Origin of the sequence: [Empedobacter] haloabium, assembly GCA_008011715.2 — a bacterium.
GTDB lineage: Bacteria > Pseudomonadota > Gammaproteobacteria > Burkholderiales > Burkholderiaceae_D > Rugamonas > Rugamonas haloabia.
Genome location: CP136508.1, coordinates 6,143,375 through 6,165,921, shown reverse-complemented (window position 1 = coordinate 6,165,921; position 22,547 = coordinate 6,143,375). Strand labels below are relative to the sequence as shown.

Here is a 22,547-nt window from a genome sequence, read left to right as displayed (position 1 = left end):
TCCGGCTAGCTCGATCGAGCTAGTGCGGCGGCGCCCGCCGTGACGATGGCGCCGACGGCCCTCTTCGGTACGCTGCGGTTGGCATGACCGATATGCCAATACCGATAACCTGAAGAGAAGCGAGAACAACGCATGGTCAATTCCACCCACCCGGATCAGCGCCGCCGCAACGTGCTGATGAGCGCTGCCACGGCCGCCGCCGGTGCCGCCGCCGCCGGCGTGTCGCTCGGCGCCACCGCCGCTACGCCGGCCGCCTCCCAGCGCGCCGTCGGCAGCGTGACGACGCGCGACGGCGTCGTGCTGTACTACAAGGACTGGGGCCCGAAGAACGGCCAACCTGTCGTCTTCAGCCACGGCTGGCCCCTCAACTCGGACAGCTGGGAATCGCAGATGATCTTCCTGGCCGAGCGCGGCTACCGCTGCATCGCCCATGACCGCCGCGGCCACGGCCGTTCGACCCAGCCTTGGGACGGCAACGACATGGACCACTATGCCGACGACCTGGCCCAGGTGATCGAAGCGCTGGACCTGCACAAGGCGGTACTGGTCGGCTTCTCGACGGGCGGCGGCGAAGTGGCCCGCTACGTCGGCCGGCATGGCACGCGCCGCGTCGCCGGCCTGGTGCTGGTCTCGGCCGTGCCGCCGCTGATGCTGAAAACTGCCGACAATCCGGGCGGCCTGCCGCGCGACGTGTTCGACGGCATTCGCGCCGGCTCCCTGGCGAACCGCTCGCAGCTCTACAAGGACATCGCCAGCGGCCCGTTCTTCGGCTTCAACCGCAGCGGTGCCAAGGTCTCGCAAGGCCTGATCGATGCCTGGTGGATGCAGGGCATGATGGCCGGCCACAAGAACACCTACGACTCGATCAAGGCCTTCTCGGAAACCGACTTCCGCGACGACTTGAAGAAGTTCGACAAGCCGACCCTGATCATCCATGGCGACGATGACCAGATCGTGCCGGTCGATGCATCCGGCCGCGCGTCCGCTGCGATCGTCAAGCATGCCAAGCTGCTGGTCTATCCCGGCGCGCCGCACGGCCTGACGGACACGCACAAGGACCGCGTCAACGACGACCTGCTGGCCTTCCTGAAGGGCTGACGCTTAGCCTGCCACTACAAGGTCAGGATGCCACGCTTGACGGCGATCGCAACCGCGTGGGTGCGGTCGTGCGCACCCAGTTTCGCCAGGATCGTGCGCATGTGCGCCTTCACCGTGTCCTCGGCGATGCCGAGCCGCACGCCGATCTGCTTGTTGCCGTTGCCACCCGCGGCACAAGCCAGCACGGCCAGTTCGCGCTCGGACAAGCCGGGTTGGCCCAGGTGCTCGACCAGCGTCTGGGCCACTTCCGCGGGAATCCAGCGCCGACCGGCATGGACGGCCCGGATGGCGTCGAGCAGGTCGCGCCGCACCGTGCTCTTGAACAGGAAGCCGGCGGCGCCCAGTTCGAGCGCGCGGCGCATCTGGTGATCGCCCCGCAGCGTGGTCAGCATGATCACGCGGGCATTGGGATGTTCCGCGCGCAGCGCTTCCAGCGCCTCGATCCCGTCCACCTGCGGCATCGCGATGTCGAGGATCGTGACGTCGGGCCGGGCACTGCGGAAGGCTTCGACGATGCCGGTGCCGTCCTCGCGCTCGCCCGCCACGCACATATCGGGTTCGCTGGAAATCGTATCGGCCAGGCCGGCCCGCACCATCGGATGGTCGTCGACGAGAAGAAGGCGGATCGGTGGTGCAGTGCTGCTCAATGCTGGAGCTCCATAAGGTCGGCGGCGGGACGGCGGACAGTGTAAACCAGCCGGTAAACAGCCGGCAAATCGCAGCAACCCTATTCAACACAGGAGAATTCATGAAACCCATCGCTCGACTCACCACCGGCGCCATCGCGCTGGCCCTGCTTGCCGCACCCGCACTGGCACAGCAACCCGCGGCGGCGCAACCGAAGTTCGATTCGAAAGGCATCGCGCGCACGGAAACCGTGCGCCACGCATTCGACAGCGAGCGCGATGCGATCCAGGTGCGGGTCGACTTCGCGCCTGGCGCGTCGTTCCCGAAGCATTCGCACCCGGGCGTGGAAATCGCCTACGTGCTGAGCGGGACGATCGAGTACGAGATGGACGGCAAGACCGTACGCCTGCAGGCCGGCGAGTCGCTCTACATCCCAGCCGGCGCGGTGCACTCGGCGAAAAACATCGGTAACGGCATCATTTCCGAGCTGGCCACCTACGTGGTCGAGAAGAACCAGCCGATCGTCATCCTTGCCAAGTAAGGCCGGTCAGCGATTGGTGAGTGTCACTCCGGCGGCCACCAGCACGCCGCCGGCGATCATCGATGCCAATACCTGCTCGCCCAGCAGCAGTGCCGCCAGGCTGATGCCGAACACCGGCACCAGGTTGTTGAACACGGCCGTGCGCGAGGCGCCGATGGCCTTCACGCCCTCGTAATACCAGACGAAGCCCAGCACGGTGCCGAACGCACCCAGGTAGCACAGGCCCGTCCACACCTGCCAGCCGATGGCGGACCACTCGACCGTGGCGAAGTCGCGCGCCGCGCCGATGGTCAGGAACAGCAGACCCCACAGCGAGGCATACGTGGTGGCGGCGATCGGGCTCAGGCCCTTCAGCGCGGAGCGGCCCACCAGCGTATAGGCCGCCCAGCTGCTGATCGCGCACACCATCAGCAGTTCGCCCAGTCCGACCGACTGGCTGATGTCGCGCAGCGCAGCGACCGGGTCGCCCCGCGTGATGACGATGGCCGCGCCGCCGAACGCCAGCGCGATGCCCGCCCATTTCACCGCCGTGAGCCGTTCGCGCAGCAGCAGCGCGGCCGCCAGCGCCGTCACGATGGGATTCAGGGCGATGAACAGTGCGGCGCGACCGGCCGGCATGCGCCCCAGCGCGCCGAAGAAGCACAGGTTGTACAGGAAGATGCCGGTCAGTCCCAGCACGGCGGTGGCCAGCACCTGCTGGCGCGACAGCCGCGGCAGCCCGCCCTCGCGCTGCCATGCCACCAGCAGCAGCAAGGCGCTGGCGACGGCAAAGCGCAACGCGGCCGCCGTCATGACGGGCAACGCATGGGCGACGATGCGGCCGGCAATGAAGGTGCCGCCCCAGAACAACGTGACGAAGACGAGCTTTATATAGACCAGCGGTGACGTGGCGGCGGCGGGAGCTAGCGGTAGGGCGGCGGTTTTCATCGGGGGACCTTGCGGAAGGGTTACGGTAGGCATACATTAATGCTTATCCAAACTCATGGACAAATGAGGAAAAGCTCATGACCTTCACCCAGCTGGAAATTTTCGTCATGGTGGCGGAGATGCGCGGCTTCACGTCGGCCGCGCTACGCCTCGGCATCAGCCAGTCGGCCGTGTCGCACGCGATCAAGTCGCTCGAGCAGGAGCTCGACGCCCAGCTGGTCGAGCGCGAGCAAGCCGCCGTCACGGTAACGGAGCTGGGCCAGCGCCTGTTGCTGCGCGCCCGCGAGATCCTCGGCCTGACCGAAGCCATGCGCCAGGATGCCGCGGTGGCGCGCGGGCTGCACAAGGGGCTGCTGCGCATCGGCTCCTTCGGTCCGACGTCGTCGCTGAAACTGCTGCCGGCCATCCTGCAGGCCTACCGGGCCCGCTATCCCGGCGTGGAAGTGCAGATCGACGAGGGGCCGGACGCGGCCGTGCTGCAGTGGGTGGCGGACCGGCGCGTCGACGTGGGCTTTGCCGTGCTGCCGGACGACCGCTTCGATACGGTGCCGCTGGTGGAGGACGAACTGAGCGCCCTGCTGCCGCGCGACCATCCGCTGGCGCAGCGCGACACGGTGACCCTGGCGGAGTTGAGCGAGTATCCGTTCATCATGCCGGAAGCGGGTTGCTCGGCACTGATCGAGCCGCTGTTCGCGGCGGCGGCGCTGGCGCCGCAGGTGCGCTACCGCATGTCGCAGATGCTAACGGTGCTGCATCTGGTGGACAACGGCGACGGCATCACGGTGCTGGCCGAGCTGGCGCTGCCGCACGCGCTGGCGCAGACGCATCCGCGCATCGTGCTGCGGCCCTTGCGCCCGGCCGTGCGCCGCCGCGTGGGACTCATCTTTCGCAACCTGGGCCGCGCGGCGCCGGCCGTGCAGGCCTTTGCCGAAATCGCCCGCGGTGTCGCCAAGACTAGCGTTGGCACAGCGTAAGCACGTTGGCGAACGCCAGCGCATGTGCCGGCGCCAGCAGCGCGTGCGTGGCCCAGCCACATAGCGCGCAAAGCACCAGCACGACGGCCATCAGGCGCAGCCGTTCGCGGCGCGGGCCCATCGTCATGCCACCTGCAAGCGCGCCAAGGCGCGGTCGTCGATGGGCCAGTGCAGCGCGGCCGCCAGCAGGCCGACCAGGATGGAGGCCAGCCAGACCAGGTCATACGAGCGCGTGGCATCGAATACGAGGCCGCCCAGCCACACGCCAAGAAAACCGCCCAGCTGGTGGCCCACGAACACGAAGCCGAACAGCGTGCCGATGTACTGCACGCCGAACACCTGCGACACCAGCCCGTTCGTCAGCGGCACGGTGCCCAGCCAGGTCAACCCCATGACAAAGGCAAACAGGTAGACGCTGGCGCTGTCGAGCGGCAGCAGCACGAACGCCAGCATTGCGCCGGCGCGCAGCAGGTACAGGTAGGCCAGCAGGTGCTTGCGGCGGTACTGGCTGCCCAGCTGGCCCCAAGCATAGGTGCCCGCCACGTTGGCCAGCGCGACGATCGCCAGCGCGGCCACCCCGGTCTGGGCCGTAAAACCACGGTCCAGCAGATAGGCGGGAAAGTGCGCGCCCAGGAAGGCCAGCTGGAAGCCACAGGCGAGAAAACCCAGGTTGAGCAGCCAGAAGCCGCGGTGCGAAAGCGCCTCGCCGATGGCCTGCCGCATCGACTGTGCGGCCCGGTCGGCGTGATCGGCGCGGTCGTCCAGTGGCGCGGCCAATGGCAGCGCCAGGGCCAGCACGAGCGCCAGCGCGCCCAGCGCCGCGGCCCAACCGATGCCGTCGATCAGGCCCTGCGCGGCCGGTACCATGGCAAACTGGCCTACGCCGCCGATCGCCCCGGCCATGCCCAGCGCCCAGCTGCGCCGTTGGGCCGGCACCAGACGGCTGATGGCGCCGTACACGACGCCGAACGTGGTCCCGGCCAGCGCCAGGCCGATCAGCAGGCCGCCGGACAGGGCCAGTTGCGTGGCGCTGCCCGCATGCGCCATCAGCGCCAGTCCGGCGCCGTACGCCAGGCAGCCGGCGGCGAGCACGCGGCGTGCGCCCCAGCGGTCGGCCAGCATGCCGGTCAGCGGTTGCGCCAGGCCCCAGACGAGGTTTTGCAAGGCCAGCGCGAACGCGAATTCCTCGCGGCCCCAGCCCCGCGCCGCCGTCATCGGCAGCATGAACAGGCCCTGCACATGGCGCACGCCCATGGCCAGGCCGATGACGATGCCGCCGCAGACGACCACGGTGAGCGGCGAGACGGTTTTTTTCATGACGATTTCCTCCTGCGCCGAGCATAACGGCGCCGGACAAACGGCACGAGCGTCAAATCCGCATGGCAGCCATGCGTCGCGCGCATGGAGCTCAGCGCATGGCCAGCAATGCTTCCTGGGTGTCCGCGACCTGCCGCAGCAGCCAGTCGCGCACGGTAGCGACCTCTGGCCGCGCAGGTGAGGTGGCCTGCAGCAGCCAGTAGCCGTAACCGTCGCCGGCGGCGCGCTGGCGCAGGTCGGCGACGAGGCGGCCGTCACGTAATGCGGGCAGGATCAGCGGCAGGCGTCCCAGCGCGACGCCATTGCCCTCGATCGCGGCCTGGATCAGCTGGTCGTACTGGTTGAAGCGCAGCGTGGCGCGGGCCGCCGTCTCCAGGCCGCGCTGCCGCAGCCACGGTGTCCATTGCAGGAACGGGTGCGAGCGGTCGTGCAGTTCCAGCAGCACGTGCCGCGCCAGCGCGGCGCCATCGGCAAATGCGCTGGCCGCCAGGGTGGGGCTGGCGACGGGCACGATCTCCTCGTCGAACAGGCGTAGCGCGTCGGCCGGCACGGCGCCGGCCGGTGCGTAGCGGATCGCCAGGTCCACGCCTTCCCGCTGCAGGTCCATCACGCGGTTGCTGGTCTCCACACGCAGCTCGACATCCGGATGGGCCGCCTGCAAGTGGCCGAGGCGGGGCAGAATCCACAGCGAGACCACGCCGATGCTGGCGGAGATCGTCACCGGCTGCGCGCGGCCGTCCGGGCGCAGCGTGGCCGTCAACTCGGCCAGCTGGTCCAGCCAGGGCGAGGCCAGCGCGAACAGCTGGCGGCCGGCGTCGGTTAAAGTTACCTGGCGGTTGCCGCGCACCAGCAGCGGCGTGCCAAGCCGTTCTTCCAGCGCCTGGATCTGTCGGCTGACGGCCGATTGGGTCAGGCACAGGTCCTGCGCTGCCGCCGTGATGCTCAGGCGGCGGGCCGTCGCCACGAAGCCGCGCAGGGCGTCCAGCGGCGGCAGGTTGAGCAGCGGGTGCGACATGGTTCCTCCACGGTGACCAAGCGATGATAGCGCATTAGAATAGGGCCAAAAACGGAGGAAGCTCGATGGCCACGACACCGAAAGCGGAACTGCCCGAACTGACCTTTGCCGATGCCGCCGCGTGGGAAACCTGGCTGGCGCGCGAGCATGCGCGCGCGCCCGGCGCCTGGCTGCGCATCGCCAAACGCGGCGCCGGGGCGACGACGGTGCAGTATCCCGAGGCACTGGAGGTGGCGTTGTGCTATGGCTGGATCGACGGCGTCAAGCGCCGCATCGATGACGGCTGGTGGGTGCAGAAATTCACGCCGCGCACGGCGCGCAGCATCTGGTCGAAAGTCAATCGCGACAAGGTGCAGGCGCTGATCGACAGCGGCCGCATGCGCCCTGCCGGGTTGAAGGAAATCGAACGGGCCAAGGCGGACGGGCGCTGGGATGCCGCCTACGACTCCGTCAGCCAGGCCACCGTGCCTCCGGAACTGCAGGCGGCGCTGGACGCCAACCCGGCCGCAAAAAAGTTCTTCGCCACGCTCGACAGCCGCAACCGCTACGCGATCCTGCACCGCCTGCAGACGGCCAAGAAGGCGGAGACGCGCACGCGCCGCCTCGAGCAGTTCCTGCAGATGCTGGCGCGCGGCGAGAAGCTGCACCCATAAACCGGGGTCAAACCGGGGTCAGGTCTGTCATTCGGACAAAATGTCCGAATGACAGACCTGACCCCGGGTTATGCCCCATTACATCGGCTTGGCCACCATCAGGTAGAACACGCCGAGGAAGGCGAAGAACGCGGGAACGCCCAGCACGATCCACCATTTGAAGTAGCGCCAGAAGGCGGGCGGCAGCGGCGTGCCGGCGCTGGCCGCGGCGGCGGACAGGTCGCGCAGCCGCATCTGCAGCCATACCACCGGGAACCAGCACAGCGCGGCCAGCACGAACAGCGCGATCGAATACATGATCCAGGCGCTGTGCATCGGGTAGCCGGCCAGGTGGATCAGGTAGAAGCCGGTGGCCGGCTGCGCGATCATCGTGGTGCCGGTGAACAGCCAGTCGGCGATGACCACGATGCGCGTGACCACGGCGATGGCCGCCACGTTGCGGCTGATGACGGCGAACAGCAGGTACCAGGCGGAACCGATGCCGGTGCCGAACAGGAAGGTGGACGACAGGATGTGCAGCCACTTGACGATCAGGTATTCCATCAGTTCTCCTTGGGTTGCTTTTCCAGTTCGTACAGCAGCCAGATGGCGGCCAGCATCGGCAGGTTCTTGCTGAGCGGGCCGTACGGATGCCACAGGAATTCCGGCAGGCGGACGGCGATGACGACCGTGTAAAACCCGATCAGCGCGACCTGCGCCAGCCAGAGCCAATGGCGCCGGCGACGCGGCAGCGCCAGCGTGCCGATGCCGAACAGCAGGTCCATGGCGCTGGCGCCGTACAGCATCAGCGGCGTCAAAACTGATGGGATGCCGCTGCGTTCCAGCAGCCGGTAGCTGTCCTCCACCGGCCAGACGAAGGCGGACACGTATGCGGTCCACAGCCACACGATGGCGATGGCCAGGCGCAGCAGCGGCAGCAGCCAGCCCAGTTGCGCGTCCAGCCGGACCGCCTGGGGACGATCGATGAACTTTTCCACAGGACGGGGCGGCCGGCCCAGCAAGCGCACCGTCTGCGCCGGGTCGGCCGTGTTGCCGCGGTCGAGCATTTGCAGCGCGTCCGGGGTCAACGGGCTACCGGGGATGACACTGCCCAGTTGCGCCGCCAGCCGGGCCACGAAGGACGGCAGGCGCCATACACGCAGGCGTCCCAGCCCCAGGCCACGGCGCAGCGCGCCCAGGTAGCCGATGAACGGCAACGGCGCCGGTCCCACCAGCGCGACCCGTTCGCTGCGCGGCCCGCCCTGCTCGGCCAGCAGGGCCACGATGGCCTGGCACACGTCGTCGATATGCACCGGCTGCACCGGTTGCGGCGAGCTGCCGAACTGCAGCGCGAACGGCATCGTGGCGAGGGTGCGGAACATCTTCGAGCTGGCGCCCTCGGGACCGTAGATCAGCGAGGGCTGCACGATGCGCGAGCGCAGCGGCAAGGTGGCCAGGAAATCGTCGGCCGCCTTCTTGCTGCGATGGTAAGGTGTAACGGCCGCGTCGTCCGCGCCCAGCGCGGAGACCTGGATCACCAGTTTCACGCCGGCTTCGGCGGCGGCCGCGAACAGCGCCTTCGGCGTCCCGGTATGCAGCGCCGCGAACGTCTGTCCGGCCGTCTCGCGGATGATGCCGACGGTATTGATGACGACATCGACGCCGGACAGGCGCGCCACCCAATCCGTTTTTTCGCTATCGTGGGCAAAGTCCGCCTGGACGAAGCCGATGCGGGGATCGGCGCAGCGGCGCCGTCCCGCGCTCAGCACGCGATGGCCTTGCGCCAGCAGCAGCGGTGCCAGGTGGGAGCCAAGAAAACCGGTTGCGCCGGTCAACAGGATCAGCATTGGGTGCCCTCTTCGGATGGGTTATGCACAGTATAGGGAAGTCGCGACAAGGCTGTCGCCAGCACTTCCCGCACACCAGGGGAAAACGCTATGGACAATTGGAAGCAGGTGGTCGTGAAGGGCATGGTACCGGGCGCGCTGGCCAGCCTGACATCGACGGCGGCGCTGGCCCTGCGCTCGCGCGAGGAGAGCGGCAGCATGTTCGCCGGCGCGAACGCGATCAGCCACTGGCTGTGGGGCGACAAGGCATTTCGCCGCGACGCGCCGTCCTGGAAGTACACGCTGGTCGGCTATGGCATCCACCATGCCAGCTCGCTGTTCTGGGCCACGATCTTCGAGCAGGTGGCCGGCAAGGTACTGGATCGCAAGTCGGTCGCCGGCACGGCCGCCGCCGCCGCGGCCGCCGCCGCGACAGCGTGCTTCGTCGACTATCAGCTGACGCCGCAGCGCCTGAAGCCGGGCTACGAGGAGCGGGTGTCGAAGAAGTCGCTGGCGCTGGTGTACGGGGCGTTTGCGGTGGGGTTGGCGGCCGGGGCGTTGTTCAACCACCGCGACAAGGCTTAGCACCGGCTAGGGTCTGTCCCCTCGGGGACTGACCCTGAAGTTTGTGTGGGCCATCGGGATGCGCGGGCAAACTTCGGGGTCAGTCCCCAAAAGCGGGACAGACCCCAATAGCGAGAGCCGTCAAGCACAAGGCTCCGCCTGCTCCAGCCACTCCCGCCCGGCCTCGAGCACCAGGGCCAGCTCTTGCCGCACCGCGGCGAAGTACGGCGCCAGCTCGCCAGCCGGCCGCTCGCCGATTGCCATCTCGGCCTCCATCGTCGCGCGGATCAGGCGCTTGGCGCCCAGCACGCCGATGGCGCCGCGCAGCGAGTGGAAGATTTTCGACGCGTCCTGCGGCCGGCCCTCGGCCAGCGCACGGTCGGCAGCGTCGACTGGCTGCATGCCGCCTTCCAGCGCGCCCTGCACCATGCGGCACATCAGCGCGCGCCCTTTCGGGTCGCGCCCCATCACGCGCATCAGGCTGTCCATATTGAATACCGGTTCGGCCGGATCGGCTGGTGGCGGCGGCGCCACCGGTGCCGGCGCCGTTGTACTGCGGCGCGTGGCGGGCAGGTGGCGCTCGATCACGGCCATCATCTCCTCGACCACCACCGGCTTGGCGATGAAATCGGTGATGCCGGCCTCCACGCAGCGGTCCCGCTCCGAGGCCAGCACGCCGGCCGTCATCGCGATCACGGGCAGCCGCAGCTTGAGTTCCTTGCGCAGGATCGACGTGGCGGTAAAACCGTCCATCACCGGCATCTGCATGTCCATCAGCACGACGTCGTAGCGGCCCGGCTCCGCGCCCAGCACGTCCACGGCCTGCTGGCCGTCGCCGACCACATCCAGGGTGGCGCCCGCCTGCTCCAGCAAGCCGCGCGCGACGGCCTGGTTCAGCAGGTTGTCCTCCACCAGCAGGAAGTGATAGCCGGCCAGCCGGTCGGCGCGCACGTCGTCCGGCAAGGCCGCTTCGTCACCGCTCTTGGCGGCCACCGCCTGGTGCAGCGCCTCGAACAACGTCGAGCTGGTGATGGGCTTGACCAGCACCACGTCCGCCTCCGGTGTGTTCGAGATCTCCTCCAGGCGCTCGCGCGCGAACGCATTGACCATCGCGACGATGGGCTGGCGCCGGCCATCGGCGGCCTGGCGGATGGCGTGCGCCGCTGCGAAGCCGTCGCGGCCCGTCATGTGCCAGTCGGCCAGCACGACGTCGTAGGGGTGGTGGCCGCGCATGCTGCGCTGGAACAGCTCCAGCGCGGCCGGGCCGGAATCGGCCAGGTCGGCCTGCCAGCCCCAGGCCTGGATCAGCTGCGCGATCATGTCGCGGTTGGTGCGGTTGTCCTCGACCACCAGCACGGATAATGGGCCGAGCGCGGGCTGGCGCGGCGCTTCGCGGTGCGGCATGAGGTCGAACGGCAGCTCGAACCAGAAGCGGCTGCCCTCGCCCGGCGCACTGCGCACCTGGATCGCGCCGCCCATCAGTTCGATCAGGCGGCGCGTGATCGCCAGGCCCAGTCCCGTGCCGCCGAAGCGCCGGGTGATGCTCTCGTCGGCCTGCGTGAATGCCTGGAACAGGTGGCTGAGCTGCTCGGTGCTCATGCCCATGCCGGTGTCGCGCACTTCGAAGCGCAGCACGGCGCGGTTCTCGTCGCGCTGCGCCACGTCGACCTGCACCACCACCTCGCCCTGCTGCGTGAACTTGATCGCATTGCCGGCCAGGTTGACAAGCACCTGCTGCAGGCGCAGCGCGTCGCCGCGCAGCAGGCGCGGCACGTCCGGCGCGACCACGATGGCCAGTTCCAGCTCCTTCTCGCCGGCGTTCATCGTCATCGTCGTGGCCAGGGTACTCATCGATTCGTCCAGGTCGAATTCGACCGGCGACAATTCCATGCGCTCGGCCTCGATCTTGGAAAAGTCCAGCACGTCGTTCAGGATGCCCATCAGCGAATCGCCGGCCGTACGGATCATGTTCAGGTACTTGCGCTGCTGCGCCGTCAGCGACGTGTTCTGCAGCAGGTAGGCCATGCCCAGCACGGCATTCATCGGCGTGCGGATCTCGTGGCTCATGTTGGCGACGAAATCGCTCTTGGCGCGGTTGGCCCGCTCGGCCCGATCGCGCTCGCGTTCCAGCTCGGCGGCGCGCGCTTCCAGCTCGACCAGCAAGGCATGGGCACGCGCATCGGCAGCCTGGCGCTGCGCCATCAGGTCATTGAACGACAGTGTCAGTTCGCCGATTTCGTCGCGCGCCTTGACCCGCAGCGGCGCGTAGTCCTGCGGCGCATTGCGCAGGGCATGGATCTTGTCGCGCAGGCGCACCAGCGGCGACATCAGGCGCGACGTCACCAGCGCGATGATCGCCGCCGCCGCCAGCGAGGCCAGCGTGGCCCACAATGCCAGGCGCAGCTGCATGCCGGCGAACGGCGCGAAGGCCTCGTCTTCCGGCAACGCGGCGGCCAGGACCCATGGCACCGATTTGAGCTGCCGCACGCTGGTCACCATGCGCACGCCATCGACGTTGTTGCTGATCAGGGTACCCTGGAAGCCCTCGTTGAGTGCCCGCGTCATGGCGGTCGCGCCGCCCGGCAGCCGTGGCTTCATCAGTCGATCCACCTGGGGATGCAGCACGTAGACCGGATGCGCGTCGCGCGTGACCGCGTAGAAGAAGCCGGTACGGCCCACTTTCGCGGTGCGCAGGTGGCCCAGCAGATTGTCCTTGTACAGCCGCAGTACGCCGATGACGACGCAGCGCACCTGGGCATCGTCACCCAGCACGGGCGCGACCATTTGCACGATCGGGCGCTTGCCGGCACGACCGATCACCGGTTCGGCGATCAGCGGCAGCCGTTCGGCCAGCACGCGCTGGAAATAGGCCCGGTCGGCCACGCTGACGCCGGGGCGGTTGGGCAGTGCCGGAATATCGGCGATGATGATGCCCTGCGCGCTCACGACCAGCACGTCGTCGAACAATGTCAGCAGCGCGCGGTTCTCGTAGAAGCCGCGCAGCCCGGCCGGATCGCTGCACAGGTCGCGCGGCTGGTAGCGCACCGACTGGCCAACGATCTCGCGCAGCATCACCAGCTTGTCGTCCAGCTCCTGCGCGGTGCGCGCGACCAGGGCGTCCTGCTGGGCGAACAGCACGCGTGTAAAATCGTCACGCATGCGCTGCGCCTGCAGCGCAGTGACGAGCGCGATCATGACGATCGACGTCAGCGTGGTCGCCAGCGCGACCTTGGCCTTGATACCCAGCGGTCTCATCCCCCCTCGCATCGGCATGCCGGTGGTGGTTAGCAGTATGCATGCATCATAAGCCTGCTACTGTTCGGGCGGCCACACGGGTAAGATTTTATCGTCATGGCATGGGAACTGGACAGCTTGCTAATGCTGTGGCGCAATTCCGACTGAAATGCCATAGCAAACCAATAAGGAACAGCCCTGTCGCCATCTGGTTACAGTACACTGTGGGCCAATTGACAGAGGATGTACAAATGATGCAAGCAGTTCCTTCCTATACGCTACCCGGGACGACGATCGACGTGCTCAAAGCCCGTTGCGCGACCTGCAGCATGCACCAGCTGTGTCTGCCGATGGGACTCGACATGGGTGATATGGACAAGCTGGACAAGATCATCGGCCGCCGCCGCAAGGTCGCCAAGGGCGACGTGCTGTTCCGGATCGGCGATCCGTTCACGAGCCTGTACGCGATCCGCCTGGGCCACTTCAAGACCTACCAGATCAACGCCGGCGGCGAGGAGCAGGTGACCGGCTTCCAGATGGGCGGCGAACTGCTGGGCATGGACGCGATCAGCACCGACAAGCACTACTGCAGCGCGATGGCGCTGGAGGATTCCGAGGTGTGCGAGATCCCGTTCTCCAGCCTGGAACAGCTGCTGGTCGACATGCCGACCTTGCTACGCCACTTCCACCGCATGATGAGCCAGGAAATCACGCGTGAGCAGAGCGTCATGCTTTTGCTCGGCAATATGCAGGCGACGCAGCGCTTCGCCGCCTTCCTGGTCAACCTGGCCTCGCGCTACGAGGCGCGCGGTTACTCGGCCACGGCGTTCCAGTTGCGCATGTCGCGCGAGGACATCGGCAACTACCTGGGGCTGACGATCGAGAGCATTAGCCGGCTGCTCAACAAGTTCAAGAAACTGGGGCTGCTCACTGTCAGCAACCGCGAACTGCAGGTGCTCGATCTGCCGCGGCTGAAGGCCATCACCGCGGGGACCGAGGTCTGCGCCTGAAACCCGGGACAGTCCACTGTTTCAGGAAATCTGCCTCAAAACCCGGGTCTGTCCCGGGTTTTTTTATTCAGCGGCTTTGAGCGTGATCTCGCGCTCCATCGGCCACAACCACGTTCCCTCCAGCCGCCACGTCCTGCGGTCGTCTTCCACCAGCACCACCCAGCGGCTGCGCTCGAGCATCGGCAGACCGATGCTGAAGGCGCCGTCCGCGTCCGGCCGCAGCAGCAGACGGATGTCCTTGTCCGGTTGCGTCGCATGGGCCAGGTGCAGCAGTACCGGGCCGTGCACCGTCCCGCCTTCCCGGGCCGTGAGGCGGCCGGCCAGCTTGCCGTCGGCGGCGTCGAAGCGCAGGGCGACCGACAGGCCCAGCGCGGCGGCCGCACGGTCGCGCCGCAGGTCCTGGTTGATCGCCTTGCCCTTCTTGTAATAGTCGCCGACGACCAGGGCGTCCTGCTGAGCGAACGCGATCCAGCCCGTGTAGCCGCAGGCGGCCAGCACGATCGCGGGACCGGCCATCAGCAGCCATGGCCAGCGTTGCGTGTACCAGGGCGGGCTCATTTTCAGTGCGGTATCCATTGCATTCTCCTAGCGCGGCACGATGAAGACCGCGGTTTCCTTGACCGTCAGGGCGGGGTCGTCCAGCGCCGTCAGCTGCACGGTGATCTTGTTCGAACCGGTCGCGCCGGCGCCGTGTGGGGCACGCAGGCGGATCGGCACGGCGCGCGTCTCGGTGCCGGCCAGCGTCACCTCGTCCTTTGTCGCCAGCGCCAGGCCCGGCATGCCGGCGGCCGTGATGCGGTAGCGGTGCGATTGCTCGGTGGTGTTCATGATCTGCAGGCGATACACGTTCTCGATCGCGCCGCCGTCGACCTCGCGGCCCATCGAGCCGCGGTCGCGGATCACGTCCATCTTCAATGGCGTGCGCAGTGCCAGCGAGGTACCGACGGCAATCACGACCAGCAGCAGGCCGGCGGTGTAGATCAGCACGCGCGGACGCATGGCGCGGCGGCGGATGTCCTGCGCCGACATGCCGGTGGCCAGCGCGCGGTCGGTGCTGTAGCGGATCAGGCCACGGGGCTGCTCGACCTTGTCCATCACGCTGTTGCACGCGTCCACGCAGGCGGCGCAGCCGATGCATTCGTACTGCAGGCCGTTGCGAATGTCGATGCCGGTCGGGCACACCTGCACGCACATCGTGCAGTCGATGCAGGAGCCGCCGTTGACGCTCTTGCCCGTGTCCTTGGCGACCTTGCCGCGCGGTTCGCCGCGCTTGGCGTCATACGTCACGATCAGGGTGTCGCGGTCGAACATCGAGCTCTGGAAGCGGGCGTACGGGCACATGTACTTGCACACCTGCTCGCGCAGCCAGCCGGCGTTGCCGTAGGTGGCCAGCGCGTAGAACAGCACCCAGAACCATTCCCACGGGCCGAACGCCAGCGTGAACGACTCGGCGCCCAGCACCTTGATCGGGGTGAAGTAGCCGACGAAGGTGAAACCGGTCCACAGCGCGACAGCGCCCCAGGCCAGGTGCTTGGCCGTCTTCTTGGAAAACTTCTGCAGCGACGGGCCCTGCTTGGCCAGGGCGATGCGGGCGCTGCGCGGCCCTTCGATCTTGCGTTCGATCCACAGGAAGATCTCCGTGTAGACCGTCTGCGGGCAGGCGAAGCCGCACCATACCCGCCCCGCCACCGCGGTGACGAGGAACAGCAGCCACGCGCAGATGATCAGGAGGGCGGCCAGGTAGATGAAGTCCTGCGGCCACAGCACCAGGCCAAACAGATAGAACTTGCGCGTCGTGAGATCGAACAGCACGGCCTGGCGACCGTTCCAGGTCAGCCATGGCAGGCCATAGAAGGCCAGCTGTGTGAGCCAGACGCACAACCAGCGCAGGCTGGCATAGCGTCCCTTGGCTTCGCGCGGATAGATCTCCTGCCGCGCTTCGTACATCCGGATGACCTGGGGCTCGGGGGCGTTCATGATACGGCCTTCAGTGCTCTCTGATTACTTGGTTTCGTTCGACAGGCTCCACACGTAGGCGGACAGCACGTGGACCTTCGATTCGCCCAGGAAGTCGCCAAACGCGGGCATGGTGTTGTCGCGGCCCTTGCGGATCGTTTCCATGATGGTCTCGGCGCTGCCGCCGTACAGCCAGGTCTTATCCGCCAGGTTCGGCGCGCCCATGGCCTGGTTGCCGACGCCGCCGGCGCCATGGCAGGCCATGCAGGCCGAGAATTTCGACTTGCCGAACACGCTCTTGATCGGGTCCGACGCGGCGCTGCCCGACAGGCTCAGCACGTAGTGCGCGACGTTCTCGATGTCCTTGTCCGACCCCAGCGCGGCGCCCATGGCCGGCATCACGCCGTGGCGGCCGTTCATGATGGTCTGCTTGATCGTCTCGGGCGCGCCGCCGTGCAGCCAGTCCTTGTCGGTCAGGTTCGGGAAGCCCTTGTTGCCGCGCGCGTCGGAGCCGTGGCACTGCGCGCAGTAGGTCAGGAACAGGCGCTCACCGATGGCGTGGGCTTGCGGGTCGGCGGCGACGGCCTTCAAATCCTGCTGGCGGTACTTCTCGAACAGGGGACCGTATTCGCTGTCGGCCTTGGCCAGTTCGGTCTTGTATTCCTTGGCCGAGTTCCATCCCAGCTTGCCCGCGTACGAGCCCAGGCCGGGATACAGGAACAGGTAGGCGATGCCGAACACGATCGTCAGGTAGAACATCCACATCCACCAGCGCGGCATCGGCGTGTTCAGTTCCGTCAGGTCCTCGTCCCACACGTGGCCGGTGGTGCCCACGGGGCCATTGTGCTTGGCGACCTTGTACTTCGACTGCGAGTACAGCAGCACGGCGCAACCGAGCACGCCCAGTACCGTCAGCACGACGATGTACAGGTTCCAGAAGTTGTTGGTGAAGTCAGACATCTTGTTTCTCCTCGTCCGCGAACGGCAGCTGCGCGGCCTCCGTAAAATCGGCCTGCTTGCGCTTGGACCAGGCCCAGGCCCAGATGCCGGCAAACGTGATGAACGAAACCACCGTCATGACGCTGCTGGCGCTGTCAAAAATATGCTCGATCGCCATGATTAATTCCTCGACTTGATCAGCGTGCCGAGGCCCTGCAGGTAGGCGATCAGCGCGTCTTCTTCGGTCTTGTCCGTCAGCTCGGCCGGCGCGGCGGCGATTTCCGCCTCCGTGTAGCCGTCGCCCAGGCGCTGCAGCGCACGCAGCTTCGGCACGATGCCTTGCGCATCGAGCTTGGTCTTGGCCAGCCACGGGTAGCCCGGCATGTTCGATTCCGGCACCACGTCACGCGGGTTCTGCAGGTGGGTGCGGTGCCATTCGTCGCTGTAGCGGCCCCCCACGCGCGCCAGGTCCGGGCCCGTGCGTTTGGAGCCCCACTGGAACGGGCGGTCGAACACGAACTCGCCGGCCACCGAATAGTGGCCATAGCGCTCGGTCTCGGCGCGGAACGGTCGCACCATCTGCGAGTGGCAGGCGTAGCAGCCTTCGCGCACGTAGATGTCGCGGCCCGCCAGGCGCAGCGGCGTGTAGTGGGTGAGGCCGGCCACCGGCTCCGTCGTCGATTTCTGGAAGAACAGCGGCACGATTTCCACAGCACCGCCCACCGACACGACCAGCGTGACGAGGGCGATCAGCAGCCAGGGGTTCTTCTCGATCCATTCATGCGAAAATTTCATTTCAATCTCTCCTTACGCCGCCTTGAGTTCCGGGATGACGGCCACCGGGGTTTCGCGACCGCGCAAGGTCATGTAGGTGTTGTAGCCCATGATGATCATGCCGCTCAGGTACATCGCACCGCCGACGAAGCGCACCACGTAGTACGGATAGGTGGCCTTGACGCTTTCCACGAACGTGTAGGTCAGCGTGCCGTCCGGGTTCACCGCGCGCCACATCAGGCCCTGCATGACACCGGCGATCCACATCGCGGCGATGTACAGGACGATGCCGATGGTGGCGACCCAGAAGTGCAGGTCGATCAGGCGGGTGCTGTACATCTTTTCGCGGCCGGCCAGGCGCGGCAGCAGGTAGTAGATGGAACCCATCGTGATGAAGCCGACCCAGCCCAGCGCGCCGCCGTGGACGTGGGCGATGCCCCAGTCGGTGTAGTGCGACAGCGAGTTGACGGTCTTGATCGACATCATCGGGCCTTCGAACGTGGCCATGCCGTAGAACGACAGCGAGACGATCATCAGCTTCAGGATCGGATCGGTGCGCAGTTTGTGCCAGGCGCCGGACAGGGTCATGATGCCGTTGATCATGCCGCCCCACGACGGTGCCAGGAGGATCAGCGAGAACACCATGCCCAGCGACTGCGTCCAGTCAGGCAGCGCGGTGTAGTGCAGGTGGTGCGGACCGGCCCACATGTAGGTGAAGATCAGGGCCCAGAAGTGCACGATCGACAGGCGATACGAATACACGGGGCGCTCGGCCTGTTTCGGGATGAAGTAGTACACCATGCCCAGGTAGCCGGCCGTCAGGATGAAGCCGACGGCATTGTGGCCGTACCACCACTGGATCATCGCGTCCTGTACGCCGGTGTACATCGAATACGATTTCGTCAGCGTGGCTGGCATGCTCATGCCGTTCACCACGTGCAGGATCGTCACGGCCAGGATGTAGCCGCCGAAGAACCAGTTGGCCACGTAGATGTGCTTGACCTTGCGCTTGATAATCGTGCCGAAGAAGACGATGGCGTAGGCGATCCAGACAATGGCGATCAGGATCGTGATCGGCCATTCCAGCTCGGCGTATTCCTTGCCGCGCGTGAGGCCCATCGGCAGCGTGATGACGGCCGACAGGATCACGGCCTGCCAGCCCCAGAAGGTGAAGGCGGCCAGCTTGTCCGAGAACAGGCGGACCTGGCAGGTGCGCTGCACCACGTAATACGAGGTCGCGAACAGGCCGCTGATGCCGAACGCGAAGATGACGCCATTGGTGTGCAGCGGGCGCAGGCGGCCGTAGGTCAGCCAGGGAATGTCGAAGTTCAGTGCGGGCCACGCCAGCTGGGCGGCGATGATGACGCCGACCAGCATGCCGATGATGCCCCACACTACGGTCGCAATCGCGAACTGCTTCACGACCTTGTAGTTGTAGTTCAGTTGTTGTTCCATTTGAGGACCCCGAGAACACTTGTGGTAGATGTGCCTCAAGGTTACGCAAGCGGACCTGCAAAAACTTTGATGTGGATCAAAAATTGCCGGGACGTACTACTGTGTGGCTAATTGAACGATCCAGTGTGGCGGGCGCGCCGCAGGAGGCCTTATGGCATAAGGCCTAGTTCGAAATGACTAGGTGAGCAGGAAGACAAGATGAATCGAGCGGCACAGCAACCGGGGTCTGGTCTGGCACAGCAACCGGGGTCAGGTCTGGCAATCGGACATTTGTCCGATTGCCAGACCTGACCCCGGTTAGAGCAGTATGCGCTAGCGAAGGGGGTCGTCGTCGTCGTGCAGGATGCGCAGCGCCGGACCTTCCAGGTCCTCGAACTGGCCGTCGTCGGAGGCTTTGAAAAAGACCCACAGCGCGCCGAAGACCAGTGCGATGCTCAAGGGGACCAGCAGGTATAACGATTCCATGACTTACCTCGCGCGCAGGCGCAATGCGTTGACGATGACGATGGCGGAGCTGGCGGCCATGCCCACGCCGGCCAGCCAGGGCCCCAGCAGGCCGAAGGCGGCGGCGGGGATGGCGACGATGTTGTACACGGTGGCCCAGGCCAGGTCTCTGGCGAATCACCCGCATCGTGGCGGACGCCTTGGCCGCCGTCTCGCCCACCATGCCGATTTGACCATGCAGCAGCACGGTGTCCGCATGCACCTGCGCCAGCGCCGCGCCCGAACCCATCGCGAACGAGACGTCGGCGGCGCTCAGCACGGCCGCGTCGTTGATGCCGTCGCCCACCATCGCGACGACAGCGCCGGCGGCCTGCAGCTGCTGCACATAGGCCAGCTTGCGCTCGGGCAGGCAGTCGCCCAGCGCGATGTCGATGCCGAGCTGGCGCGCCACCTGGTCCGCCAGCGCCTGGCGGTCGCCGCTGAGCAGTACCACCTGCTTGCCCTTTGCGCGGAAGCGGTCCACCGTCTGCTGCGCATCCGGGCGCAAGCTGTCGCTGACCGCGAAGCACGCCAGCCAGCGGCCTTGCGACACCAGCCAGACGGTCGTGGCATCTGCGCGCGCATGGCTCTCCGGCGGCGTACCGCCCGCCAGCATGGCCGCGAACGCCGCATTGCCAAGGCGGTAACGCTGACCGGCGATCATGCCTTCCAGGCCCTGGCCCGGCAGCTCCAGCAGCTCCTCCGCATGCACGGTGACGAGCTGCGGCAGCGCCTGCGCATGCGTGGCGATGGCGCGGCCGATCGGGTGCAGGCTGCCCGCTTCCAGTGCCGCGGCAAGCTGCGCGGCGGTCGCGCCATCCATGCCGTTGAAGGCCTCGACCGACTGCACGGCCGGGCGGCCGGTGGTCAGCGTACCGGTCTTGTCGAACACGATGTGGGTGGCGCGGTGCAGCGTCTCCAGCACGTGCGGGCGTACCACGAGGATGCCCTTGGCCAGCAGGCTGTCCGTGGCGGCGGCCAGCGCGGACGGCGTGGCCAGCGACAGCGCGCACGGGCACGACACCACCAGCACGGCGATGGCGACGGGCCAGGCGCGTGCCGGATCGTGCCAGCTCCAGAATGCGAACGTGGCCACGGCAAACAGCAGCAGCGCCAGCACGAAGTGTGACGCGGCGCGGTCGGCCCACTGCGCGATCCGCGGCTTGGCCGCGCCCGCGCGTTCCACCAGTTTCAATAAGCCCGACAGGGTGCTGTCGGCCACGGGTTTCGTCACGCGCAGCACAACGGCGCTGCTGGTATTGATGGCGCCACCGGGCACCGCGTCGCCGACGTCCTTCGGCTGCGGCACGCTCTCTCCCGTCAGCAGCGCCAGGTCGACGGCGGTGCGGCCCTCGGCGATGACACCGTCCGCGGCGAACGCCTCGCCCGGCTTGACGGCGATATGGTCGCCCGCCACCAGCGCGGCTGCCGGCACGACCGTGGTATCGCGCGCTGGCCAGGCCGTCAGCTTGCTGGCCGACGCGGGCAGCGCATGCTGCATGCGTTCCAGTGCACCGGCCGCCTTGCGCCGCGCCAGCAGCTCCAGGTAGCGGCTGGCCAGCAGCAGGAAGATGAACATCGTGACGGAATCGAAGTACACGTCGCCCTGGCCGCGCCAGGTGGCGACCACGCTGCCGAGGAAGGCGGCGCCGATGCCCAGCGCGACCGGCACGTCCATGCCCAGCACGCGCGCGCGCAGGCTGGCCCACGCGCCGGCAAAGAACGGCTGCGCCGAATAGACCACGGCGGGTAGGGTCAGCAGCAGGCTGGCCCAGCGCATCAGCGCGGCCATGTCGTTGTCGAGCGTGCCGTCGTCGGCCATGTAGGCCGGCGCCACGTACATCATCACCTGCATCATCGACAAGCCGGCCACGAACAGCTGGCGGCCCAGGGTGCGGCCGCTCTTGCGCAGCTGCTCCGTGTGGCGCGCCGCATCATACGGGAACGCCGCGTAGCCGATCGTGCGCAGTGCCTGCAGCAGGTCGGACAGTTTGACGGCGCCGGCACGCCAGCGCACTGTCAGCCGTTCGGTGGCGACGTTCAGGCTGGCGGCCGTGACGCCGTCGATCTTCAGCAGGCGATGTTCGATCAGCCACACGCAGGCGGCGCAGCGGATGCCTTCGACCAGCAGCACCGCTTCCACCTGCTCTTTCTCGTCGGCGGCGAAACGGGGATCGCTGTCGTACAGGCGCAGCTCGGGCGGCACCAGGTCCGCCGCCGTGCCGGCGGTGGCGGCAAAGCCCGTGCGTTCACGGTAGTAGCTGGCCTGGCCGATGTCGACGATGGTGCGGGCCACCGCTTCGCAGCCGGGGCAGCACATGGCGCGGTCGACGCCGTCGATCGGCACGTGCCAGCGCGCGCCGTCCGGTACCGGCAGGCCGCAGTGGAAGCATGCTAGGATTTGCGGTACGGCGTTCATGCTGCGCCCACGCACAGGGCGTCCAGCCAGCCATGCTGCAGGCCGCCGGCGTAGCGGGCGATGCCCAGCAGGCCGAAGGCCAGCACCAGCAGGCCGCAGGCAAGACGCACGCGGCGTTGCTGCAGCATCGCGCGCAGGCGCGTACCAGCTAGGCCGAGGGCCAGCAGCATCGGCAATGTGCCCAGGCCAAAGACCAGCATGACGGCGGCGCCGCCGGCGGCGGAGCCGGACAGCAGCGCCGTCAGCAGCACGCTGTACACCATCCCGCACGGCACCCAGCCCCACAGGCCACCCAGCGCAAAGGCCTTCGGCAGCGTGTCCATCGGCAGCAGCGGCCGCATCAGGGGTTGCACACGGCGCCACAGCATCTTGCCGGCCTGCTCGACGTGGGCCAGGCCGCGCCAGGCGTCCATCAGGTACAGGCCCAACGCGATCAGCATGAGGTTGGCCAGCAGGTAGGCGAAGCCCTGCCATGCCGCGATGCGAGCCAGGCTGGCGGCACCGTTGACCAGGCCCGCCGCCAGCGCGCCGGCGACCATGTAGCTGCCGATGCGGCCCGCGTTGTAGGCCAGCACCCGCGCCACGCCGCTGTCGGCCAGCGCCAGCACCGCCGTGCCATTGGCCGGCACGATCGGAATCGTGCGCCGTGGCGCGCCCGCGCTCAGCGCGCCGACGATGCCGCCGCACATGCCGATGCAATGCACGCTGCCGGCCAGGCCGACGACGAACACGGGGAGCAGGTTGAGGGACATGATG

General features: G+C 67.3%; 22 protein-coding genes and 1 pseudogene. 6 read left to right on the top strand and 17 right to left on the bottom strand.

The genetic code is table 11. From position 1 onward, the window contains the following. The first annotated feature begins 132 nt into the window (after positions 1-132). Positions 133-1,098, top strand: a complete 966-nt coding sequence (locus E7V67_026875) for an alpha/beta hydrolase (protein ID WUR13264.1) — start codon at positions 133-135, stop codon at positions 1,096-1,098. A 14-nt stretch (positions 1,099-1,112) separates the two neighbouring features. Here the strand turns inward: E7V67_026875 and E7V67_026870 are convergent, their stop codons facing one another. Continuing rightward, complete coding sequence (locus E7V67_026870; GenBank protein ID WUR13263.1) at positions 1,113-1,745, bottom strand: response regulator transcription factor; 633 nt, start codon at positions 1,743-1,745, stop codon at positions 1,113-1,115. A gap of 101 nt (positions 1,746-1,846) precedes the next feature. On the opposite strand from E7V67_026870, the gene E7V67_026865 reads away from it, so the two are divergent. Further along, the gene (locus E7V67_026865) at positions 1,847-2,266 is read left to right on the top strand and encodes a cupin domain-containing protein (GenBank protein WUR13262.1); all 420 of its coding nucleotides are present in this window, start codon (positions 1,847-1,849) and stop codon (positions 2,264-2,266) included. Positions 2,267-2,272: 6 nt separating this feature from the next. Here the strand turns inward: E7V67_026865 and E7V67_026860 are convergent, their stop codons facing one another. Then, on the bottom strand, positions 2,273-3,193 hold the full coding sequence (locus E7V67_026860) for a DMT family transporter (protein WUR13261.1): 921 nt from the start codon (positions 3,191-3,193) through the stop codon (positions 2,273-2,275). Positions 3,194-3,270: 77 nt separating this feature from the next. Between E7V67_026860 and E7V67_026855 the strand changes: the two genes are divergently transcribed. Further along, a complete protein-coding gene (locus E7V67_026855; GenBank protein WUR13260.1) occupies positions 3,271-4,167 on the top strand; it encodes a LysR family transcriptional regulator in 897 nt (298 codons plus the stop codon). On the opposite strand, the gene E7V67_026850 is transcribed toward E7V67_026855, so the two are convergent. The 3 genes from E7V67_026850 to E7V67_026840 form a co-directional block, all read right to left on the bottom strand. After that, entirely contained in the window at positions 4,148-4,294 is a 147-nt protein-coding gene (locus E7V67_026850) for a hypothetical protein (protein ID WUR13259.1), read from the bottom strand. The genes E7V67_026855 and E7V67_026850 overlap by 20 nt on opposite strands. Continuing rightward, positions 4,291-5,484 (bottom strand): MFS transporter, encoded by a 1,194-nt coding sequence (locus E7V67_026845; GenBank protein ID WUR13258.1) that lies wholly within the window; start codon positions 5,482-5,484, stop codon positions 4,291-4,293. Before E7V67_026845 ends, E7V67_026850 begins: the two co-directional genes overlap by 4 nt. Before the next feature lie 91 nt (positions 5,485-5,575). Continuing rightward, positions 5,576-6,499: a LysR substrate-binding domain-containing protein gene (locus tag E7V67_026840; GenBank protein ID WUR13257.1), complete on the bottom strand. Its 924-nt coding sequence runs from the start codon at positions 6,497-6,499 to the stop codon at positions 5,576-5,578. Positions 6,500-6,564: 65 nt separating this feature from the next. Between E7V67_026840 and E7V67_026835 the strand changes: the two genes are divergently transcribed. Further along, positions 6,565-7,152, top strand: a complete 588-nt coding sequence (locus E7V67_026835; GenBank protein WUR13256.1) for a YdeI/OmpD-associated family protein — start codon at positions 6,565-6,567, stop codon at positions 7,150-7,152. A gap of 78 nt (positions 7,153-7,230) precedes the next feature. On the opposite strand, the gene E7V67_026830 is transcribed toward E7V67_026835, so the two are convergent. Further along, positions 7,231-7,695 (bottom strand): DUF2269 domain-containing protein, encoded by a 465-nt coding sequence (locus E7V67_026830; protein ID WUR13255.1) that lies wholly within the window; start codon positions 7,693-7,695, stop codon positions 7,231-7,233. Then, positions 7,695-8,978, bottom strand: a complete 1,284-nt coding sequence (locus tag E7V67_026825) for an SDR family oxidoreductase (GenBank protein WUR13254.1) — start codon at positions 8,976-8,978, stop codon at positions 7,695-7,697. Before E7V67_026825 ends, E7V67_026830 begins: the two co-directional genes overlap by 1 nt. A gap of 90 nt (positions 8,979-9,068) precedes the next feature. Between E7V67_026825 and E7V67_026820 the strand changes: the two genes are divergently transcribed. Continuing rightward, positions 9,069-9,542, top strand: a complete 474-nt coding sequence (locus E7V67_026820) for a hypothetical protein (protein WUR13253.1) — start codon at positions 9,069-9,071, stop codon at positions 9,540-9,542. Between the two features lie 120 nt (positions 9,543-9,662). Here E7V67_026820 and E7V67_026815 read toward each other — a convergent pair whose 3' ends face one another. Beyond that, the gene (locus E7V67_026815) at positions 9,663-12,776 is read right to left on the bottom strand and encodes a response regulator (GenBank protein ID WUR13252.1); all 3,114 of its coding nucleotides are present in this window, start codon (positions 12,774-12,776) and stop codon (positions 9,663-9,665) included. 230 nt (positions 12,777-13,006) lie between these two features. Between E7V67_026815 and fnr the strand changes: the two genes are divergently transcribed. Next, positions 13,007-13,765 carry a fumarate/nitrate reduction transcriptional regulator Fnr gene (fnr, locus tag E7V67_026810; protein WUR13251.1) on the top strand — a complete coding sequence of 253 codons (759 nt, stop codon included), beginning with the start codon at positions 13,007-13,009 and terminating at the stop codon, positions 13,763-13,765. A 63-nt stretch (positions 13,766-13,828) separates the two neighbouring features. Here the strand turns inward: fnr and E7V67_026805 are convergent, their stop codons facing one another. The 9 genes and pseudogenes from E7V67_026805 to E7V67_026765 form a co-directional block, all read right to left on the bottom strand. Next, positions 13,829-14,341 (bottom strand): FixH family protein, encoded by a 513-nt coding sequence (locus tag E7V67_026805; GenBank protein WUR13250.1) that lies wholly within the window; start codon positions 14,339-14,341, stop codon positions 13,829-13,831. Positions 14,342-14,350: 9 nt separating this feature from the next. After that, positions 14,351-15,742 carry a cytochrome c oxidase accessory protein CcoG gene (gene ccoG, locus E7V67_026800; GenBank protein WUR13249.1) on the bottom strand — a complete coding sequence of 464 codons (1,392 nt, stop codon included), beginning with the start codon at positions 15,740-15,742 and terminating at the stop codon, positions 14,351-14,353. 24 nt (positions 15,743-15,766) lie between these two features. After that, positions 15,767-16,681, bottom strand: coding sequence for a cytochrome-c oxidase, cbb3-type subunit III (gene ccoP / locus E7V67_026795; protein ID WUR13248.1), 915 nt, complete (start codon positions 16,679-16,681; stop codon positions 15,767-15,769). Continuing rightward, positions 16,674-16,838, bottom strand: coding sequence for a cbb3-type cytochrome c oxidase subunit 3 (locus E7V67_026790; GenBank protein WUR13247.1), 165 nt, complete (start codon positions 16,836-16,838; stop codon positions 16,674-16,676). Before E7V67_026790 ends, ccoP begins: the two co-directional genes overlap by 8 nt. Before the next feature lie 2 nt (positions 16,839-16,840). Next, a complete protein-coding gene (gene ccoO / locus E7V67_026785) occupies positions 16,841-17,455 on the bottom strand; it encodes a cytochrome-c oxidase, cbb3-type subunit II (protein ID WUR13246.1) in 615 nt (204 codons plus the stop codon). A 12-nt stretch (positions 17,456-17,467) separates the two neighbouring features. Continuing rightward, positions 17,468-18,889 (bottom strand): cytochrome-c oxidase, cbb3-type subunit I, encoded by a 1,422-nt coding sequence (gene ccoN, locus E7V67_026780; GenBank protein ID WUR13245.1) that lies wholly within the window; start codon positions 18,887-18,889, stop codon positions 17,468-17,470. A 312-nt stretch (positions 18,890-19,201) separates the two neighbouring features. Then, positions 19,202-19,354: a cbb3-type cytochrome oxidase assembly protein CcoS gene (gene ccoS / locus E7V67_026775; GenBank protein ID WUR16354.1), complete on the bottom strand. Its 153-nt coding sequence runs from the start codon at positions 19,352-19,354 to the stop codon at positions 19,202-19,204. Positions 19,355-19,562: 208 nt separating this feature from the next. Beyond that, positions 19,563-21,791, bottom strand: a pseudogene (locus tag E7V67_026770) (heavy metal translocating P-type ATPase). Next, positions 21,788-22,546 (bottom strand): sulfite exporter TauE/SafE family protein, encoded by a 759-nt coding sequence (locus tag E7V67_026765; GenBank protein WUR16353.1) that lies wholly within the window; start codon positions 22,544-22,546, stop codon positions 21,788-21,790. Before E7V67_026765 ends, E7V67_026770 begins: the two are co-directional and overlap by 4 nt. Position 22,547 lies beyond the last annotated feature (1 nt).

What these genes read in the sequence shown, in the direction of transcription:
- E7V67_026875 (WUR13264.1), top strand. Translation starts at nt 133, where the DNA reads ATGGTCAATTCCACCCACCCGGATCAGCGCCGCCGCAACGTGCTGATG.
- E7V67_026865 (WUR13262.1), top strand. Translation starts at nt 1,847, where the DNA reads ATGAAACCCATCGCTCGACTCACCACCGGCGCCATCGCGCTGGCCCTG.
- E7V67_026860 (WUR13261.1), bottom strand. Translation starts at nt 3,193, where the DNA reads ATGAAAACCGCCGCCCTACCGCTAGCTCCCGCCGCCGCCACGTCACCG.
- E7V67_026855 (WUR13260.1), top strand. Translation starts at nt 3,271, where the DNA reads ATGACCTTCACCCAGCTGGAAATTTTCGTCATGGTGGCGGAGATGCGC.
- E7V67_026850 (WUR13259.1), bottom strand. Translation starts at nt 4,294, where the DNA reads ATGACGATGGGCCCGCGCCGCGAACGGCTGCGCCTGATGGCCGTCGTG.
- E7V67_026845 (WUR13258.1), bottom strand. Translation starts at nt 5,484, where the DNA reads ATGAAAAAAACCGTCTCGCCGCTCACCGTGGTCGTCTGCGGCGGCATC.
- E7V67_026840 (WUR13257.1), bottom strand. Translation starts at nt 6,499, where the DNA reads ATGTCGCACCCGCTGCTCAACCTGCCGCCGCTGGACGCCCTGCGCGGC.
- E7V67_026835 (WUR13256.1), top strand. Translation starts at nt 6,565, where the DNA reads ATGGCCACGACACCGAAAGCGGAACTGCCCGAACTGACCTTTGCCGAT.
- E7V67_026830 (WUR13255.1), bottom strand. Translation starts at nt 7,695, where the DNA reads ATGGAATACCTGATCGTCAAGTGGCTGCACATCCTGTCGTCCACCTTC.
- E7V67_026825 (WUR13254.1), bottom strand. Translation starts at nt 8,978, where the DNA reads ATGCTGATCCTGTTGACCGGCGCAACCGGTTTTCTTGGCTCCCACCTG.
- E7V67_026820 (WUR13253.1), top strand. Translation starts at nt 9,069, where the DNA reads ATGGACAATTGGAAGCAGGTGGTCGTGAAGGGCATGGTACCGGGCGCG.
- E7V67_026815 (WUR13252.1), bottom strand. Translation starts at nt 12,776, where the DNA reads ATGAGACCGCTGGGTATCAAGGCCAAGGTCGCGCTGGCGACCACGCTG.
- fnr (WUR13251.1), top strand. Translation starts at nt 13,007, where the DNA reads ATGATGCAAGCAGTTCCTTCCTATACGCTACCCGGGACGACGATCGAC.
- E7V67_026805 (WUR13250.1), bottom strand. Translation starts at nt 14,341, where the DNA reads ATGGATACCGCACTGAAAATGAGCCCGCCCTGGTACACGCAACGCTGG.
- ccoG (WUR13249.1), bottom strand. Translation starts at nt 15,742, where the DNA reads ATGAACGCCCCCGAGCCCCAGGTCATCCGGATGTACGAAGCGCGGCAG.
- ccoP (WUR13248.1), bottom strand. Translation starts at nt 16,681, where the DNA reads ATGTCTGACTTCACCAACAACTTCTGGAACCTGTACATCGTCGTGCTG.
- E7V67_026790 (WUR13247.1), bottom strand. Translation starts at nt 16,838, where the DNA reads ATGGCGATCGAGCATATTTTTGACAGCGCCAGCAGCGTCATGACGGTG.
- ccoO (WUR13246.1), bottom strand. Translation starts at nt 17,455, where the DNA reads ATGAAATTTTCGCATGAATGGATCGAGAAGAACCCCTGGCTGCTGATC.
- ccoN (WUR13245.1), bottom strand. Translation starts at nt 18,889, where the DNA reads ATGGAACAACAACTGAACTACAACTACAAGGTCGTGAAGCAGTTCGCG.
- ccoS (WUR16354.1), bottom strand. Translation starts at nt 19,354, where the DNA reads ATGGAATCGTTATACCTGCTGGTCCCCTTGAGCATCGCACTGGTCTTC.